General features: G+C 43.9%; 12 protein-coding genes, 2 pseudogenes and 1 riboswitch. Of the genes and pseudogenes, 7 read left to right on the top strand and 7 right to left on the bottom strand.

Annotated features, from left to right (window positions below):
• Positions 1-6 precede the first annotated feature (6 nt).
• Together OCU28_RS05530 and OCU28_RS05525 are read left to right on the top strand one after the other, a co-directional pair.
• On the top strand, positions 7-2004 hold the full coding sequence (locus OCU28_RS05530) for a peptidase U32 family protein (protein ID WP_261817438.1): 1998 nt from the start codon (positions 7-9) through the stop codon (positions 2002-2004).
• Between the two features lie 103 nt (positions 2005-2107).
• Positions 2108-2908 (top strand): arylamine N-acetyltransferase family protein, encoded by an 801-nt coding sequence (locus OCU28_RS05525; RefSeq protein WP_261817331.1) that lies wholly within the window; start codon positions 2108-2110, stop codon positions 2906-2908.
• Between the two features lie 120 nt (positions 2909-3028).
• On the opposite strand, the pseudogene OCU28_RS16185 reads toward OCU28_RS05525, so the two are convergent.
• From OCU28_RS16185 to OCU28_RS05510, 4 genes and pseudogenes are all read right to left on the bottom strand, one after another.
• Positions 3029-3610 (bottom strand): annotated as a pseudogene (locus OCU28_RS16185) (SbcC/MukB-like Walker B domain-containing protein); the annotation flags it as partial.
• 2454 nt (positions 3611-6064) lie between these two features.
• A pseudogene (locus OCU28_RS16180) lies at positions 6065-6721 on the bottom strand (AAA family ATPase); the annotation flags it as partial.
• A complete protein-coding gene (gene sbcD, locus OCU28_RS05515) occupies positions 6718-7962 on the bottom strand; it encodes an exonuclease subunit SbcD (protein WP_261817329.1) in 1245 nt (414 codons plus the stop codon). The gene sbcD and the pseudogene OCU28_RS16180, both read right to left, overlap by 4 nt.
• A 128-nt stretch (positions 7963-8090) precedes the next feature.
• Positions 8091-8666 carry an autotransporter outer membrane beta-barrel domain-containing protein gene (locus tag OCU28_RS05510; protein WP_261817328.1) on the bottom strand — a complete coding sequence of 192 codons (576 nt, stop codon included), beginning with the start codon at positions 8664-8666 and terminating at the stop codon, positions 8091-8093.
• A gap of 127 nt (positions 8667-8793) precedes the next feature.
• Here OCU28_RS05510 and OCU28_RS05505 point away from each other — a divergent pair, with 127 nt between their 5' ends.
• From OCU28_RS05505 to OCU28_RS05490, 4 genes are all read left to right on the top strand, one after another.
• Positions 8794-8976 (top strand): hypothetical protein, encoded by a 183-nt coding sequence (locus OCU28_RS05505; RefSeq protein WP_261817327.1) that lies wholly within the window; start codon positions 8794-8796, stop codon positions 8974-8976.
• A 204-nt stretch (positions 8977-9180) separates the two neighbouring features.
• Positions 9181-9891: a VV20781 family protein gene (locus tag OCU28_RS05500; RefSeq protein WP_261817326.1), complete on the top strand. Its 711-nt coding sequence runs from the start codon at positions 9181-9183 to the stop codon at positions 9889-9891.
• A 158-nt stretch (positions 9892-10049) separates the two neighbouring features.
• Entirely contained in the window at positions 10050-11693 is a 1644-nt protein-coding gene (locus OCU28_RS05495; protein WP_261817325.1) for an SgrR family transcriptional regulator, read from the top strand.
• A gap of 31 nt (positions 11694-11724) precedes the next feature.
• Complete coding sequence (locus OCU28_RS05490) at positions 11725-12597, top strand: DMT family transporter (protein ID WP_261817324.1); 873 nt, start codon at positions 11725-11727, stop codon at positions 12595-12597.
• 115 nt (positions 12598-12712) lie between these two features.
• Here the strand turns inward: OCU28_RS05490 and OCU28_RS05485 are convergent, their stop codons facing one another.
• Positions 12713-13408: a pirin family protein gene (locus tag OCU28_RS05485; protein WP_261817323.1), complete on the bottom strand. Its 696-nt coding sequence runs from the start codon at positions 13406-13408 to the stop codon at positions 12713-12715.
• 338 nt (positions 13409-13746) lie between these two features.
• A riboswitch (purine riboswitch) is annotated at positions 13747-13846 on the top strand.
• Between the two features lie 97 nt (positions 13847-13943).
• Here OCU28_RS05485 and OCU28_RS05480 point away from each other — a divergent pair.
• The gene (locus tag OCU28_RS05480) at positions 13944-15317 is read left to right on the top strand and encodes an NCS2 family permease (protein WP_261817322.1); all 1374 of its coding nucleotides are present in this window, start codon (positions 13944-13946) and stop codon (positions 15315-15317) included.
• A 239-nt stretch (positions 15318-15556) separates the two neighbouring features.
• Here OCU28_RS05480 and ssb read toward each other — a convergent pair whose 3' ends face one another.
• Positions 15557-16057 carry a single-stranded DNA-binding protein gene (gene ssb, locus OCU28_RS05475; protein WP_261817321.1) on the bottom strand — a complete coding sequence of 167 codons (501 nt, stop codon included), beginning with the start codon at positions 16055-16057 and terminating at the stop codon, positions 15557-15559.
• Entirely contained in the window at positions 16039-17679 is a 1641-nt protein-coding gene (rmuC, locus tag OCU28_RS05470) for a DNA recombination protein RmuC (RefSeq protein WP_261817320.1), read from the bottom strand. Before rmuC ends, ssb begins: the two co-directional genes overlap by 19 nt.
• Between the last annotated feature and the right edge of the window lie 6 nt (positions 17680-17685).

Raw genomic sequence — 17685 nt, 5'->3', positions numbered from 1 at the left:
TCGGTTATGACGCGTGATCAATTTGAATTACTTGCTCCTGGTGGCGATGTCGATTCCATTAAAGCGGCAATTGCCGCTGGCGCAGATGCCATTTACTGCGGATTAGACCGTTTTAATGCACGAAACCGAGCTACCAATCTGTCTTTAGAGAACCTAAATGGCGTGCTTGAGTTGGCTCACGCGCACAATTGCCAGATATTCTTGACTCTCAACGTCATGATATTAGAGAACGAGATCCCTTCTCTGATCCGCCTTCTTAATGAGCTTAAGCTCACCAAAGTCAACGGTGTTATCATACAAGACCTTGGCCTAGGGTATCTACTAAAGCACTATTTCCCTAAGTTAGATGTACACGCTTCAACCCAATTAAATACCCATAACAAAGGGCAGATTGAGTTTCTAAAACAATTAACCGCAAGTCGCGTCAATCTATCCCGCGAGCTGAATATTGACGAGATCAAAGAGCTCACACAGTTTGGCCACCAGCACGATATGCTGATGGAAGTCTTTGTGCATGGATCGTACTGTATTGGCTTCTCTGGTTTATGTTACCTCAGCTCGGCTCGTAACGGCACATCGGGGAACCGCGGCCGCTGTGGGCAACCTTGTCGTGATCAATACGAAACCACAGCACAAGGCTCCAACTACCCCCTTAATCTTAAGGACAATTCAGCCTTTAACGACCTGCAAGCCCTTGCCGATGCAGGGGTCTATTCTCTCAAGGTTGAGGGCAGAATTAAGAAATTCCATTATGTTTATACGGTTGTCGACAACTGGCGTAAACAGATTGATAGGTTGTGTAATAATCAGCCATTATCAAGCGACATGACTGAGCTATACACGGTATTTAACCGTGATTTCTCTAATGCTTTTTTACAGGGCAACTTTGGTAAAAACATGTTCATTGAAAACCCGCGTGGACATGCTGTAAACCACTTTTCTAAGATTTATGGCTGTCACACAGCTGATGAAGTGCAATCGGTTAAAAGAAAGCTGTATGACAAGAAAACCGATATCATTACCCACGTAGAGGATCAGATCAAAGACCTCAACATCCCACCCCAACAAAGCAACAAGAGCTTAAAAGGTGGCGCAAAGGTATTTAAACTCGATCCGCTAGCGCATAATGAAAAACTTCAGCAGCCACCAGCACTGTCGGTACTTATCTCAAGCCCTAGCGATGCTTATCTAACCGAAGATGACTCCATAGATGTCTACTTCCAGATACCTATGGGCTTACAAGCAGAACTGAATCAGCTTATCGAGCTGTTTACTCAATACCCGACGCTCAAGCCTTGGTTCCCGTCGATACTCATTGGCGCTGATTTTGAAGCAGCACAGCAGTTGTTAGCTGAGATTAAGCCTAACATGCTGATCACCAACAACTCTGGTGTCGGCTTGCATGCAACTCGCTTAGGGCTAGAATGGATTGCAGGCCCACATATGAACAGTGCAAACTCATACGCCTTAAAGTGTTTAAAGGAAGAGTATTCAGCTTCAGGTGCATTTTTGTCTAACGAGCTTAGCGATAAACAGCTAAGGCATATTCGTAGGCCAGCACAGATGCGCACCTTCTACAGTGTGTATCATCCAAATACCCTGCTCACCAGTCGTCAATGTTTATTCCAACAAACTGAAGGTTGTAAAAAAATAAAGGTAAATAAAGGCTGCCTTAAGCGTTGTAGCAAACGGACTTCAATCATTAATCTCAACGATAGCCCGTATGTGGTGCATAAACAAAAAGGCTCACACAATAGCCTGTATAGTGAACTAAACGTGCTCAACCTTGAGATCTTAAGGGATCAGCGCGATCTGATCACCGATGTATTTATCGACCTGCGTGATATCCAGACCGAGACCCAACATAAGGTGAGCAAACCTGAGCTTATCCTAGCTTTCCAACACTATATTGAGCACAGCCAAGTAACCACGGATAAGGACTATACATTGGTTACTAATGTTATAGCCCCAACCAACAACAAGCAGTACCACAAAGGCGTTTAAATTTCTTTGCTTGATCGCGTTTATGGCTCTGAGCCGTAAACGCGAGGCTTTTTTTTGGTAAGGTGTATCCATTCAATTCGCCTTTTTACTATAAGCCTAATATATGGATACCCAGACCCTAACTGCCTATCTAAAACGAATTCAGCTTGATAAAACACCGAATTTATCCGTTACATTTTTACATCAATTACATAATGCACATCATCGCACTATCCCATTTGAAAACTTCAACGTAATTGATAACTCAGGTATCTATGTCGATCAGCAGTCAATTATCGACAAGTTAATATCTAACCTGCGTGGCGGGTATTGTTTTGAGGTGAATGGGTTAATGTTTTATGCCTTGCAAGCAATGGGTTTTACCGTACAGCGGCTTTTAGGGCGAGTACATTTAACCGGTACTGCGAGTGGACGTAGTCATCAAGTAAGCCTAGTTACCATTGATAATCAGCAGTGGTTAGTTGATGTTGGGTTTGGCTCTCATACTCCAAGAAAGCCGATTGCCATTGAACTTGATGTTGAACTCAAAACCGACAACCAGACCTTTCGTTTTATTCGCGATGCGCAGTTTGGCATCATGCTACAAATTCAAGATAACGAGCAATGGCAAAGCCTCTATAGTCTAGATATGGGATACGTATGCCAAGGTGATATCGAGGTTGCAAACCACTATACCTCTACGCACTGTGATTCGGTGTTTAACTCGGCGTGTATTGCAGCAATCGCCACAGCTAATGGCTCAGCGACTCTGTTAAATGAACGCCTTAAAATAACCAATAATGGTGAGATAACTGAAACCTTACTCACAAATCAGGCCGATTTTATGGTTGCTCTCAAAGAGTATTTCGGACTCGATCTCACTGACAAAGTAGACTCTATTACCAAGTTTGTTGAATTCAATTAGCTACTTCAGCCTCACTCGCTATCTAAACTTACCATCAAAACTCACCATCAAAAGCAAGTGAACCCATAGCAAATACGAGTCATTTTTACTATGGGTTCATCGATTGTTTATTATATATGCCTATACCGCAAACTGCTTCGACAGCCGGCTCTCACCTAGCCCTACTTTTTTACTGACCTTTATCTGCACTGGCACTCGCTCTTTTAGTGCACTGACATGGCTAATCACACCAATCATCTTACCGGTTGCATTGAGGGTATCTAATGCGTCCAGTGCCAAGTCCAATGTTTCAGGGTCCAGTGTGCCAAAGCCTTCGTCTAAAAACAGTGAATCTATACTGGTTTTGTGGCTCACCAAATCAGACAAAGACAAGGCTAGGGATAAACTAACCAAAAAACTTTCACCGCCCGATAAGGTCTTGGTATCACGTACCACATCCCCTTGCCACAGATCCATGACCTGTAGTGCTAATCCATCTTCTAGATTTCGTTTTAGCTCATAGCGACCATGCAGACGCTTAAGATGCTTATTGGCTAAATAAACCAAATTCTCTAGGGTTAAGCCTTGCGCAAACTTTCTAAACTTATCCCCTTTTTGAGAACCAATCAGCGCATTAAGATAAGCCATATCATCATAACTCGCTTGGGCTGACCTTATCTGCTCAAACAAATGCTGCTGATTAGCGCGATTTTGGATATCTAGGTTTAAGCGACCTGTGATCTCCCCTAGCTGATGCAAGAGGTCGGCTTGCTGGGCTTTGCTCAATGATAAAGCGGCTTCAACCTTAACTTTTTGCGGTATTTCCTTGCCTACATCCACACTTTTGAGCTCTTGCAAAGCGCTATTGGCACTATCAAACTGGGTATCTGCCATTAACTTTTTGTTTTGTAGGTCGTGCTCGAGTTCCAAGAGCTGTTGATGCTCATCTGGCCCTATAAGCGCGTCTACAAAATCATCTATTGTATCGAATTCACTCTGTTGTAACGCCTGTAGCCAGAGTTGGTTTGCTTGCTGGTATCTGTTAGTGAGCTTGTCTAGATGTCCCTGAGTTGTTTCTATCTTAGCGCGCTGTTTCTGATCGTTATTATGAATATCTTGAAACTGCGCCTGGGCCGCTTTAAGTTGCTCTAGATGCTGCGCAGTTAGGTCCTTAAGCGCTTTCACGTCGAGCTCTATATCCGAGCCTTGATATAAGCTATCTCGACTTTGGCGTAACGCAGTTTGTTGCTGTTTGTGCAGCGTCAGGTCATTACGTAATGGTTCTATTTGTTGTGAAAGCTCAGCAATTTGTTGTTTAAAGCCTTGGATCTGACTATCTAAGCTCGCAACACGCGTTGCATTTTGTTGCAATAAGCGCTGTTTCGAATTCCAGCTAGCGGCTTGCTGGTCGCATTCAACCAACCAGTCATCTATTTTTGACATTTCAGGGACGTCAAAACCTAACTCAGTAATGGTCTTTTCTAGTTTCACAGCCAACTGAGACACTTCGCTATCAAGGGTCTGCTGTTGCTGTTGTAATCGCAACAGCTGTGCTTGAATTGCGTTGCCTTGTTGCTCAGCTAGGTTTAGCTTACCTTGTAGCTCTTTAGTGACGCCGTCACTTAAAGTGCAGGTTTTATCGGCGTCCTGCATCCGTTTTAGAAGACTGGCCAGCTTTTGTTGCAACTGACGCAGATGCTTCAGCTCTTTGCTAACGAGCTCAACAAACTCACTAATCGACTCCCCACGCTCAAGACGTAAATCATTCGCCCATTCCAGCAAATCATTACTAGGAGCGTCACCACTTAATTGAGCAACTAAAGACTGCCATTGGCTAATCAACTCGATCTTCTGCGCACTATCGCCTTCAATCTGCTCTAGTAGAGCCTTAAGATCTCGCTGTTTATCGTTTAGGTCCCTACGAACTTGTGCCCCTTGCTCTTCTATTGTAGATAACAACGATTGTTGGTCATTACGTTGCTGGGTTAAGGCGTTGAGGTCATCATTTGCAACAACATCATGTTCAACAGAACCACAAAGTGGACATGACTCACCTTGTTTAAGCGTGGCGCGATACTTAGCCAGCTCTCCTTCTTGCTCAATCAAGCGTTTAATACTGTCTAACAGCTGCTTTTTTTCGACATAGCGTAGCTTTAGCGCCTCTATTGAGCCATCAAGCTGTGTTATCTGTTGCTGTAATGTTTGTTTACTCGCCTTAGCCTCTTGGAGGCGGGACATCAGCGCCATATATGCTGTATTAACTCGCTTAAGCTCACTTTGTTGCAGATAAGCAGACTCAATAAAGGTTGCTCGCACATTTAGGGTCTCGACACTGGCTTGCGTGTTACATTGCTGCCATTCTAATTTGGCATCAATAAAGGCTTGCTGGTGTTGTTGATGGCCCTCTATCTGCTGTTGAAGTTGTTCATCTAACAATTGGTATTCGGCGTGATAATGCTGCTGGGATTGTCGCAGCGTAACCTGCTCAGCTTCAACGCTGGCCATGCGGCGCTGATTGTCATTAAGTTTACTAACCTGCCCCTTTATCTCAACGATAGTGGTGGCTAGGTTTTCAAATCGAGCATTGTTACTTAGGTACTGCTGTAGCTGTGATTGCTCATTGCTAAGGCTTTGCTGAGTAAGCATCGCCTGCTGTAATTGTCGGTCTTTATTGTGCTGAGACTCACTCAATTGCGCCAAGCTAGCCTGCTTTTCCGAGCTAGACTCAGATAAAGAGACCAGCTGTGCATCTATTGGACGAACCTTAAGGGCTAACGACTCTATTTTATCAAGGGCTGACTTTGTCTCCTGTACAGACTTTTCACTCACCTGCTTTTGTTGCACGGCTTGATTGAGGGCGTGTTCAAGCTCTGTTAATTGTGCGATAGCAATTTCTTGCGCCGCATGCTCTTGGGTGAGCTCTGTAAGTAGCTGATTTTGCGTTTGATAAGCGGGGCGAATCGCCTGAGCAGGAATGCTTTTTTTCAGTGTTGTGAGCTGCGACTGGTGGTGTTGATACTGCCGCGCACTTAGTTGCTGATTTTGCTTCGCCTTATCAACATTTAACTGTGCCTTTTCGATGTCTTGCCACCAGCGCAATTGAGATTCGATCAACTGGATCTGTTTATCCAACTGAGTCTGGCTTTGTTGCAGCTGACTTGCATCTGATTGCAACTGCGTTCGAGCTTCGTCGCTAAGAAGATTAACGCCTTCGGCTTTAGCTTGCAGCTGCTTTAGGGATTCATCATGTTGCTTAAAGCGTCGATAAACCTCTTCAGAAACCAAACCGTAAACCTCAGTACCAGTAAGCTCCTCTAACAGCTCAGCTCTTTCATTGGCATCTGCATTCAAAAACGCGGCAAACTGTCCCTGAGACAGCATCATTGATTTGGTAAACCTAGAGAAATCTAAACCGGTTAACTCATATACCTTATCCAGTTTTTGCTTGATGGCAGAGGCGAGAATTTTACCACTATCGACCCGTGCAATTTCAGCTTTAGCACTTTGCATCTTACCATCTAGCTTGCCTCTTGAGCGCCGCATCGACCAGTTAGCGCGATACGCTGTGCCCTTAACTTCAAATTCTACCTCAGCAAAACAATCTGCGGTGCCGCGAGTCATCACCTCATTATTGGTATGCGTTACCGAGCCTAAGCGTGGCGTGCGGTGATAAAGGGCTAAGCAGATAGCATCAAGGATGGTGGTCTTGCCCGCACCGGTCGCGCCGGTAATAGCAAACAAACCGTTGTCTGAAAAAGGAGATTGAGTAAAGTCGAGCTTCCAGCGCCCTTTTAAAGAGTTTAGGTTTTCAAATTCTAGCGATAAGATCCTCATTGCTCACCCTCCTTGGATTGCAACTCAACATCATTTAAGATCTCGGTAAAGGTATGTGAGATCCGCCGAAGTCGTGCTTGCTCTGTTTCATCGCTCAAGCTCTCAAGGGCCAATCGCTTTTCAAATACCTCAGTCGGTTTAAGCTCAGCTAGGGTTTCCGTTTTTATCTGTTGTATGGATTTTTTATCATTGTTACGCGCTCGTCGCAGTTGCAGTACTTCCACGCTATGCCCTTCAACCATACTGGCTATTCGCTGCTGTAAATCACTCAAGAAGTCCTGTTCTGCAACCTCTATGGATAGCCAGGTAGGCTGCTCCTGCCCTTGGTACTGAGCAACCTGCAGTTCAATCGCGGCTAAATCACCCTTTAGTACCGCCATCGGCTGAAAGCTTGGAACATCGAGAGGGGTAACTTGCGTCGCATCGCCCGTAAACTCAACCAACACGACTTGTTTTGAGGATTTAAGCTCATCAAAACTCAATGGGATCGGCGAGCCGCAATAGCGGATATGGTCTTTTTTGGCCACTATTTGTGGTCTGTGAATATGCCCCAGAGCGATATAATCAGCCGGTGGAAAGGCATCACTAGCAAACCCTTCTAGGGTACCAATATAAATATCCCTTACCGATTCTGACTGAGTTACGCCCAATGCGGTAAGGTGTCCCGTGGCAATGATCGGTACTTTGGTTCCAGTTTGTTGCAAGATTTGAGACTGCTTGCTTTGCGCTTTGCTATACAGGGATTGATAATGGGAAGCTATCGCCTCTCCTAGTTGCTGCTGCTTTTGTGATGCCTTGATTCCCGCTTGACTATGCATCACATCTTGTGGTCTAACAAAAGGAATCGCGCATACTAAAGCGCCTACATTTCCGCTGCTATCGAACAGTGAGATTAGCTGCTTATCAATATCATGACCAACACTGGCAATCACGTCCGCACGTAGATATTTGAGTAGACCCTTAGATTCATTTAGCACCGAAACCGAGTCATGATTTCCGGCTAGAAGTAGCAACTGACAATTGCATTTATTGGCTTCAACCACAAATTGATTATATAGCTCACGCGCATAACTTGGTGGTGTGCTGGTATCAAAGATGTCCCCCGCAACAATAATTGCATCTACCTGCTGTGACCTAGCCACTTCTAACAGCCAGTTAAGAAACCCTTGATGCTCATCACGGCGATTTTTATTGAAGAAGTTTTGCCCTAAATGCCAATCGGAGGTATGAAGAATACGCATTGTCAGTCCATTATCGAAATTACTGGGACAATGATAAACCAAAGAGAATAGAAAACTATAGAGGAAAGAGGTAATTACAGAGTAAGCGCCAATAATTGCTCTTGGCGCTAGAGATTAATCATCGGCAGTTAGAATTTATAACCTATATCAAACATGCTAGAGCCATAAGAATCGCCGCCTTTGCCCTCATTCATTAAAACGAGTACGTTGGCTATAATATGGTCGCCGAACTGGGTTTCGATACCCGTGCCCAATAAAATGCCATTACCATGCTGTTTTACACCCATCTGCTGTCCATCATTGAAGGTAGCGGTTAGTTTCGCCGTATTCCATGACCAACCACTTTGAATATAAGGCTTCACAGTGAACCCTTCACTAACATGGAACGGATAACCTAAGCCTAGCGATGCTTGGTATCGGGTCAAATCTATCTTCATTGAGCCGCCAGAACCAGTTGTTTTTTCTGTTTCAGATACAACTCGAAAATCCGTAAATAGGTAGTCCTTCCACGATTTGACTAAATAACCACGAGAAAAGATGCTATATCCCTTTGGGCGACTTTGCGTTACATCGTCGTTAGTAACGCTTGTTGATGAATAGCCCGCACCCATAGTCAATCCCGACAAAAAGTTTTCCGCATGCGCGATATTTGCACTTCCTAGGGTTAAGCCTGCAAATAATATCGCTGCTTTTGTCTTGTTCATGATTTTCGTACCAATTTAGTGAATAACTTGCGCAATTGTACGAATATTATCCATACTAAAATAGGAACATTGATTTTTAGGGTGTTCTTCTTTTTATAGCAATCACAACATAAGGCAACGGTGTCCCATGAACGGTATAAATAAGAGTCGTCGATTACAGATCAATCGTACAGCTAAGCACAGAAAACGCATGCATCAGCAACTTAATCGTAACGCTTTCCATGTCGCGACTCACAAAAAACTGCCCTTAGCCTTGTTTGATCCCTTAATCTCAGACTCTGATAACCCTAAAAGCGACCTAATAAAATAGCTTAATTTTAGCCGATTGATAAATAAGGCGTTCAGCAACATTGAGCGCCTTATTTAATAAAAACAATACCTTAATAGCAAATCCATCACCTAAAACCCTCGCCCATCAATATTTAAAAGCAGAACAAAATCACCAGAACTGTTCTTCTTTTACTGTGCCTCGATGCTTATATTAATAGGATAAATATTGACGAGGCTCACAATAATGAAAAAAAACATAACAACCCTCACTTTAGGTCTTGTGCTTGCTGGCGCACTTTCTGGCTGCGTCACCACTGCGGTTATGGAAAAATCCGCAGCAATCAATGATCTGCCTTCAGTTGCTGTTTCAGTCGATGGTAAGTTTGGCGGATTTGGTAGCGACGGTACCTTTAAGATTGCGGACATGTATCACGGCCAATTCTCTCGTGACGCCTCAAACTCTAAGTGGTTTGGTATTTCTGGAACCAAGCAAAGTGGTTTAGTGGCGTTAATACAAAAAGAGGGTACTGAGCAGAGCTGGAAACTTGCCTGTCATGGCGAACAAAGCAACTTAACCCTTGGCGGGCTAAATATGTCAGGAAGTGAGCCTTTTAGTTGTGATATTTATTCAGGTGATAAAAAAGTAGGCTTGTACACTATCAAAGCCGAGCATAGCCTAATGGGTACCAGCAAAGAGACCGGTTCAATTCAAATTCAAGGCACTAGCTTGCAGTTAGCTGCGGTAAAACGCGCTCAAGGTGCAGCCTTTGATACCAGCACCCCACTCGGTTATAGCTTTAAACTAAATGGCCAAGAGGTAGCGGCTACAGAAACTAACGCTCATGTTAGTATTCAGATGATGGAAAGCTTAACTGCGGATCAAAAAGATGCTGTTGTGGTCGGAAGTATTGCAAGTGCCTTAAGTTGGCGCCCAGAGAACAATGACGACCTATAATCTCATATCAAGCTAAGTAAATTATTAAATGAGCACCTATTTCGCAATATTTAGGTGCTCTTTGCTATTGTACGCAGTGAGTAATTACATTTCCTAAAAGCAGAACTTAATAAATTAGACTAGAATCTGTGAGTCATGTTTTAACGTATTTTTGATTTATGGACAAACAAAGCAGTACCATTCACCTGCAACGCCTTAAGCAACTCGACGCCTATTTCGGTACCGAAGCCACGGTAGTTGATAGCCAGACCCTAGCTGAGATCATGTCGTGTTCGACACGTAATGTCGCCAAGATCATGAAAAACCTAAACGAATTGGGCTGGATCACCTGGATACCTGGTAAAGGCCGTGGTAATAAGACCCAGTTAAAGATTGAAGGGTCATTCCATGAAAGACTGTGCTCAGTATTAAAGGGCTATGTTGCCAATGGCGAACTCAGTGAAGCCTCTCGCTATGCTGATATTTTCAAGTATGGCAATGTATTCAAACAACACCTTCCTGAATGGTTAACCGACGTATCGGACGATAACGTATACTCTGACGAACTAATCTCTCTGATCCCATATTGTTTACCTAGATGTCATCCTAAAGATATGACAGATAGAAACGCCGGCGTGTTTGTCAATGCTATGTTCGATACGTTAATCAAATATGACGCTAAAAATAATGAGTTTACCCCACACCTCGCTCATCAATTTTATCAAGAGGGCCTTACCTACTACTTTAGAATTCGCCCCGATGTTTACTTTCACAATGGCGAACTTGTTACGCCGCAGCACATCAAACAAAACCTAACCGCACACCAAAACAACAACAGCGTGGCGCATCAACTGTATGCCAACATTGCATCGATACACATCAATTGCCAGTGGGTTGAGGTGACCCTTGAAAAAAACGACCCCATGTTTTTGCACACCTTAGCCGATATTCACGCCGCTATCTATCTCGATAACCCCGCAGAACCGGATTACCCGTATGGTACTGGCGCCTATTATTGGGAGTACCGGAACCAAGATCACTGGTCACTATTAAAGAACCTTCAGTACTTTGGAACCCATGGCGTGTTAAAACGAGCGGATTTCTGGCATGTTATCTCATCAAAGAAAACCTCAGTTGGGCATTTGTTTGAATTTGAAGACGTTGAAGATACCAAAGACAGTCGCGATCGACACTATGCCACCATGGGCACAAAAACCCTGTGTATTAGCCATAGGCTAGATCTTAACGCTCGCAGCGCCATTCAAGAGTTTGTACAACATGTCCTGCATAAATTTTATGCTGAACAAAAGAAACTCACCCACACGGTATTGCCTTCTCGAACATCTCAGATAGCCGCCACTACTGAACCACCTAGGCCTCATGAATTGCCCTCTCAATTTCGGGTATTAGAGCTAAAACAAGACCCTCTGCAACTGTTATGGTACGAGCTACGCAATACTGGGGTTCAAATCGAGTTTGTCGCGTCAATCCGCGATGCGGATATCTGGATTGACAACTTCTTATTCGGTTCAGACGTAGTACTTGACCACTATTATTGGTTGTTGCTAAGCCAAGCTGCAGAGCATATGCTGACCCCGTTTCGACAGCGTCAATGGCTCACTGAATTTCAACAAGCCACCTGCTCAAAATCTGAATTTTTAAATCGCATTGAAGACCAATACCTTAAAGAGAGGCGTTTAGTACCTCTGTGGATAAAGTCCATTGCCTATAAAAGCCACCAAACCCTTCGCGGAACGAAGGTAGATAGCCTAGGTATGATGACCCTCACCGATATTTGGTTCGACAAGCGAAATTCACAATAATAAATCCACACTAGGATATAACTGGCTCTTTATGCGAACCTTTCTATTCACTAGCATTGCGATGATAGCTTTTGCTGCAAACTCCATTTTGTGTCGCTTAGCATTGGCGCAAGGCGATATCGATGCCGGTTCATTTACCCTTATTCGGCTGTTATCTGGGGCCTTAATACTGCTCAGCATACATAAAATAACCAGTCCACAAATAGTAACCTACGGTTTCAAACCGAGTACAAGATTTACTTGGCTCGCGGGAGCGAGCTTATTTGGTTACGCGGCCCTGTTCTCCTACGCCTACCTAAACCTCGCAGCAGGAACCGGAGCTTTACTGCTATTTGGCGCAGTACAACTTACTTTGTTGGGGCTGTATTGGTGTCAAGGTCAGAGATTTAATAGCTTAGAATGGTTAGGTATTGCTATGTCTATAGCAGGTTTTACTTGGCTAATGCTACCGTCAGTATCCCGTCCCGACTTAGTTTCCGCGCTATTAATGATGCTGTCAGGGGTCTGCTGGGCAGCCTTTACCGCACTGGGCAAACAGGTTCAGTCCCCCAATATTGGAATAACCTGGGGATTTGCAATGGCATCACTTATCGCAGCGCTGTGTTCCCCGCTACTGTTGTCCAATATCTCTTTAACCGTGAATGGCGTACTGCTTGCGGTTATCTCTGGGGCTGTTACTTCTGGCTTAGGCTACCTATTGTGGTACAAGGTATTAAAACAGTTATCACTATTGCAGGCTGCAGTGAGCCAATTATGCGTTCCTGCTCTTGCAATAGTTATTGGAGCAATGTTGTTAGGTGAACCTATCTCCACATGCAGCATTATTACCAGCCTAGTGATACTGGGGGGGATTGCTTTGGTATTTATTTCCCGACATACCAACAGCAACAAGACACCTTTGTAGCTGATACAGCATAAATCACACGATTAGATAAACATAAATTAGCTCGAACATTCGCCTTTTATAAGAGTACTGTTTATACACACAGCACCCCGTAATTTCTGCGAAGCCAACTAGATTAAGGAAGGTCAAATATAAGCGTTGTGATACGCTGTTGCGTCGTATTTATCAAAGTAACACTGGATTCATTAGATACTTTAGCGCCATCGCCTTGCACAAGAGCTGCATCATTAACAGCTAATGAGCCTACAACTTGATGTAAATACACCCTACGACCTGACTCTATTTGTAACTTGATCTCGCTATTTGCCTCTAACACTAACTGATACAGGGTTGCGTCTTGCTTAATAAGCATTGAATCATCTTTGCCATTAGGCGAGGCAATCGTAGTAAGCCCGACTTCTTTGCCAAAGTCATTTTGCTGATAACTGGGCTCACCTCCTGCGCTGTTTGGTTCTATCCAGATCTGAAGGAACTTCAAGGCTTCACTGCTAGAGGGATTATATTCGCTGTGGTAAATCCCTTTCCCTGCCGACATTAATTGAAACTCACCAGCTGGCAACGTCTGAACATTTCCTTCACTGTCTTTATGCTCAATAGCGCCTTCTAAAACAAAGCTAATGATCTCCATATCCTTATGGCCATGGGTATCAAATCCCGCTTGTGGATGCACAAGGTCATCATTGATAACACGAAGTACAGAAAACCCCATTTGCTGTGGATCGTAATAGTTGGCAAAGGAAAAGGTGTGTTGACTCTCAAGCCATCCATGATTGGCCCTGCCTCTTTCATTTGAACGACGTAACCTAATCATGACCTCTCCTTATTTGACAAGATTTACAACAACTAACCTCAATACTTCTCGTTGCAAAATTGCCTATCAACAGTATTGCAGGTTTGCTTTATCTAAGTTTAAGTGTGTGGGTACTATTAATAAATTGGAAAGATCTGATAGATTAATTCAAATATTTTGAATGACCAAAACCCTGCCACAGAAGAGTCAAGGATACGGCTGGCATAACAAGTAGAATCTGTTTCTGTGCAATGTAAATCCCGCACCAAGCATCTCATTTTTGAGATCTTTAATTCAATAACTGAGTGAAAACCTCGAAATATAGATTGAATTACCCACGCAAACGTTTACTATACGCGCCAAATTTAATATATCGAAGCTGTATATGTTTGGTGATTTGGACCAATCGTTTCTACCCTAGAGCCTAATTCTAGGACTACAGTTTTCAATGCTCATTGATATTGTGTGCATCCATCACTCACATTGGCTTCGATGTTTTGCTCTGTCTTTAGTTAGATAGACTCCCCTAATTGTTCTAATTAATTAAGGTTACATAGTGAGTCAAGAAACCCTTATTCAACCAAGCCCAAGTGATACCTCGGTTATCGATCGTCATTTCAAGATCAGCGAGCGCAAATCGAGTATCGGTACTGAGTTATACGCAGGTTTTATCACCTTCTTAGCGATGAGTTATATCCTAGCGGTCAACCCTGCCATTTTGGGTGATATACCCGGCATGGATCGCGGCGCAGTATTTACGGCGACCGCAATTGCAGCGGCGATTGCAACCCTAATTATGGGTATATTTGGTAACTATCCCGTTATGCTCGCGCCCGGTATGAGTATGAATGGCTTCTTTAAGGGGGTTTTATTTAGCGGTTCCGTGGCTCTGTTATGGCATGAAGCCCTATTTGGCATCTTTCTATCAGGCATCATTTATCTTATTTTCTCTTTGACTAAGATTAGAAAGACGATGATTGAATCGATTCCAGAAGATCTCAAACTGGCAATCACTGTCTCTCTTGGCCTTTTTATCGCCTTTCTTGGTCTTAAGAACGCGGGAATTATTGTAGCTAATCCATTTATACTGGTGAGTATGGGTAACATCAAAGAGCCGCAGGTATTGATTGCTTATATCAGTATTTTTGTCGCACTTGGCTGCATGATAAGAGACATTAAGCTAGCAACGTTTATTTCATTCGTTACCTCAATTGTACTGACCATAGTTGCCGATGTGTTTATGGGAACAGCCAATGCGCCAATCCCTGATTCTCTGTTATCTATGCCGCCAAGCCTTGCCCCAAGTCTTGGCGCAATCTTTAACTTTTCAGCCTTTACCCCAGAAAAGCTATTTGATCTGCTATTTATTATCATTATCTTCTTCATCGTCGACTTTTTTGATGGATTAAGCACCATAGTCGGTGTTGGTCGCGATGCGGGCATCATTGATAAAGATGGCAAAGTTCCGAATGCAAAATCAGCCTTAGTGGCAGATGCTGGTGGCACAGTTATTGGTACCGTACTGGGCACCACCTCTATTACCGCGTTCTCTGAGTCAGGTATTGCATCCTCTCAGGGTGCAAAGACGGGTCTTGCTGCGGTCGTCGTATCCGGTTTATTCTTAGTGTCGTTATTTTTATTCCCGCTGTTCTCTATTTTCTCAACAGCAATCGTTGCACCCGCCATGGTTGTTGTAGGTATCTACATGGTCGGACGCTTGGGCAACATTCAGTGGGAAAAGAAAGAATCACGGATTGCCGCCTTCTTTACCATTATGTTTACTATTCTTAGCTTCTCACCCGCTAACGGTATGGCTATGGGCTTTATCAGCTACGCTTTCTCAATGGTAGTAGCTGGCAAACGAAAAGAGGTTCATCCCATCATCTACGGTTTGTCCGCTATCTTTGTTGCCTACCTGGTATTGATGTAACCTCAGTAGCTGTCATAGATGATCCATACAAAGCGCCTACCTAGGTAGGCGCTTTGCTATTTTTTTAGCCTTTAGCCTTTAGCCACAACACCACTAATAATTGGGCCTTGCTTAGCGCCCATAATTTTAGGATTTACTCCATAATGGCGTCAGGTAAAGGTAAAATCGACACCCCGAGTATCAATATTGTTCTTTGTAAAAACTGGCTATTAGAAATTCAATACTGACACGTTATTTCCTCAAAACGGTATATCATCGTAGTCATCGGGTTGATAGTTTTGCTGGTTTGTCGATGAGTTCTGCACGCTACCCTGAAAGGCGTTAGGCTGCGATCCCGACGATTGAGCTGTCGACTGTGGTGGTGTGGATTGCATATTGCTTGTCTCGCCTCGAGCGCCTAATAATTGCATAGTGCCATTGAAGCCTTGTACCACAATCTCGGTGGTGTAACGCTCTTGTCCGCTTTTATCTTGCCACTTTCGAGTTTGAAGTTGCCCTTCTACATACACTTGTGAGCCCTTTTTAAGGTAGTTTCCCGCTATTTCAGCCAGTTTTCCCATAACAGAAACTCGATGCCACTCCGTTTTTTCTCTCTGTTGACCCGTGGCTTTGTCTTGCCAAGTCTCGGATGTTGCAACCGTAAAATTGGCAACTGCATTGCCGTTTGAAAAATGCCTTACCTCTGGGTCGTTACCAAGGTTTCCTAGTAAAATAACCTTATTTACTCCTCGTGATGCCATGATACCTCTCCCTTCTGTTTAAGTTCCACCGACTTGTGCTCTATGGACACCACCTCTGAATTGGAAACCATATCCAATTCAAGGTGGGCCTTTTCAACCATCTCTTGAGGCAGCTCTCTATTAACCGCTACTCCCAACTCTTTAAATTCTGAAGCCTGTTTTATTAGGTTTCCTTTGCCTGCATACAGTTGTCCAAGCGCCCTATCATAGGTCTCTTTGGCCTTATCTAATTGCTTACCAACGCCTTCCATGCTGCCAAGGAATGTATTGAGTTTGCTATAAAATTTCTCAGCGCGATTGGCAAGCTCTGCAGTGTGCTTATTCTGCTCTTCAAAGCGCCATAGCTGTCTAACAATATTCAAACTGGTTAACAGCGTGGTTGGGGTAGCCACCAGTATGTTTTTCTCTAGAGCCGATTGAAATAAAGTCGAGTCATATTTAAGCGCCTCTACATAAGCCGACTCAACAGGGATAAACATCACCACTACCTCCGGTGAATTTATGCCCGGTAACTTACTATATTCCTTGCTTGCTAGCTCGTTGATCCTATCTCGCACTGCTGATGCATGTTGCTTAATCGCGTATTCTCGCTCAGCCTGATCCTCACTATTTACATAACGAGTATAGGCATTCAGTGAGGTCTTAGCATCGATGACCAGGTGCTTGTGCTGAGGCAGATAAACGATAGCATCAGGGCGCAAACGCCCTTCTTCGGTGTTGATACTAACCTCGCGCTTATAATCAATCCCGAGCCTTAACCCCGAATTATCCAGCACATTTTCAAGCATCAGCTCTCCCCAATTGCCCTGTACTTTCTTCTCGCCCTTAAGGGCTGTAGTTAGCTTTGATGCTTGGTCGGTGATCTCTTGATTAAGTTTTTGCAAATGCACCAACTCAGTTCTAAGTTGAACTCTTTGCTCGGTTTCTTTGCTATGGATGTCTTCGACTTTGCTCTTAAAGCCCTTAAGCTCTTGATGAATTGGGTTAAGAATACTTTGCATACTCTCACTGTTCATCTGCTTAAATGCCTGTCCCTTACGCTCTAAGATCTCACTAGCTAAACGCTCAAACTCTTTACTCAGCTCTTGTTTACTCTCTTTAAGCAAGGTTAACTGCTGCTCAAAGTGCTGTTGTTTGGTCGCTAATTCAGTTTGCAGCTTACCGTTGGTGTGCTGAGCGTGCCCTAAATTCTCGTTGCAGTTTCTCAATTCCAAATTTAACTGTTCCACTCTCTCAAGCTCGACACTCAACTCTTCACTTTTCGACATCAAGCTGGCCTGTGCTGCGCTCTCTCGACCTTTGGTATGCAGTAATTGCTGCTGCTGCTGGGCTAATAGCGACTCTAGACTTTGGATTTTCTGTTTTAATTCCATATCAGAACTACGACATAGAGTAAGCTCGGTTTCTATCTGAGTGCTACGCATAGTCAGGTGTGATATCTGCTCTCGCATATCTGAGATCAGTTTCTCCGCTTTACCTTCGGCTACGGTAAAGGCATCCGCTTCGGATTGCATTCGCCGAAGCTCAATCTCACAACGCACGGTTTTGCGATACGCTATCCAATAACTCAGACCGGAACAAAACGCGATCGCGAAACTAAACGCTATATAAATTGTATTCATGGCTTT

Source organism: Vibrio gallicus (genome assembly GCF_024346875.1).
GTDB classification, from domain to species: Bacteria; Pseudomonadota; Gammaproteobacteria; order Enterobacterales; family Vibrionaceae; genus Vibrio; species Vibrio gallicus.
This window is presented reverse-complemented; position numbering and strand designations above follow the sequence as displayed.

Bases quoted from the DNA above. Each gene is read 5' to 3' on its own strand.
- OCU28_RS05510 (WP_261817328.1), bottom strand. From the start codon at position 8,666: ATGAACAAGACAAAAGCAGCGATATTATTTGCAGGCTTAACCCTAGGA.
- OCU28_RS05490 (WP_261817324.1), top strand. From the start codon at position 11,725: ATGCGAACCTTTCTATTCACTAGCATTGCGATGATAGCTTTTGCTGCA.
- OCU28_RS05500 (WP_261817326.1), top strand. From the start codon at position 9,181: ATGAAAAAAAACATAACAACCCTCACTTTAGGTCTTGTGCTTGCTGGC.
- rmuC (WP_261817320.1), bottom strand. From the start codon at position 17,679: ATGAATACAATTTATATAGCGTTTAGTTTCGCGATCGCGTTTTGTTCC.
- ssb (WP_261817321.1), bottom strand. From the start codon at position 16,057: ATGGCATCACGAGGAGTAAATAAGGTTATTTTACTAGGAAACCTTGGT.
- OCU28_RS05495 (WP_261817325.1), top strand. From the start codon at position 10,050: ATGGACAAACAAAGCAGTACCATTCACCTGCAACGCCTTAAGCAACTC.
- sbcD (WP_261817329.1), bottom strand. From the start codon at position 7,962: ATGCGTATTCTTCATACCTCCGATTGGCATTTAGGGCAAAACTTCTTC.
- OCU28_RS05505 (WP_261817327.1), top strand. From the start codon at position 8,794: ATGAACGGTATAAATAAGAGTCGTCGATTACAGATCAATCGTACAGCT.
- OCU28_RS05525 (WP_261817331.1), top strand. From the start codon at position 2,108: ATGGATACCCAGACCCTAACTGCCTATCTAAAACGAATTCAGCTTGAT.
- OCU28_RS05485 (WP_261817323.1), bottom strand. From the start codon at position 13,408: ATGATTAGGTTACGTCGTTCAAATGAAAGAGGCAGGGCCAATCATGGA.
- OCU28_RS05530 (WP_261817438.1), top strand. From the start codon at position 7: ATGACGCGTGATCAATTTGAATTACTTGCTCCTGGTGGCGATGTCGAT.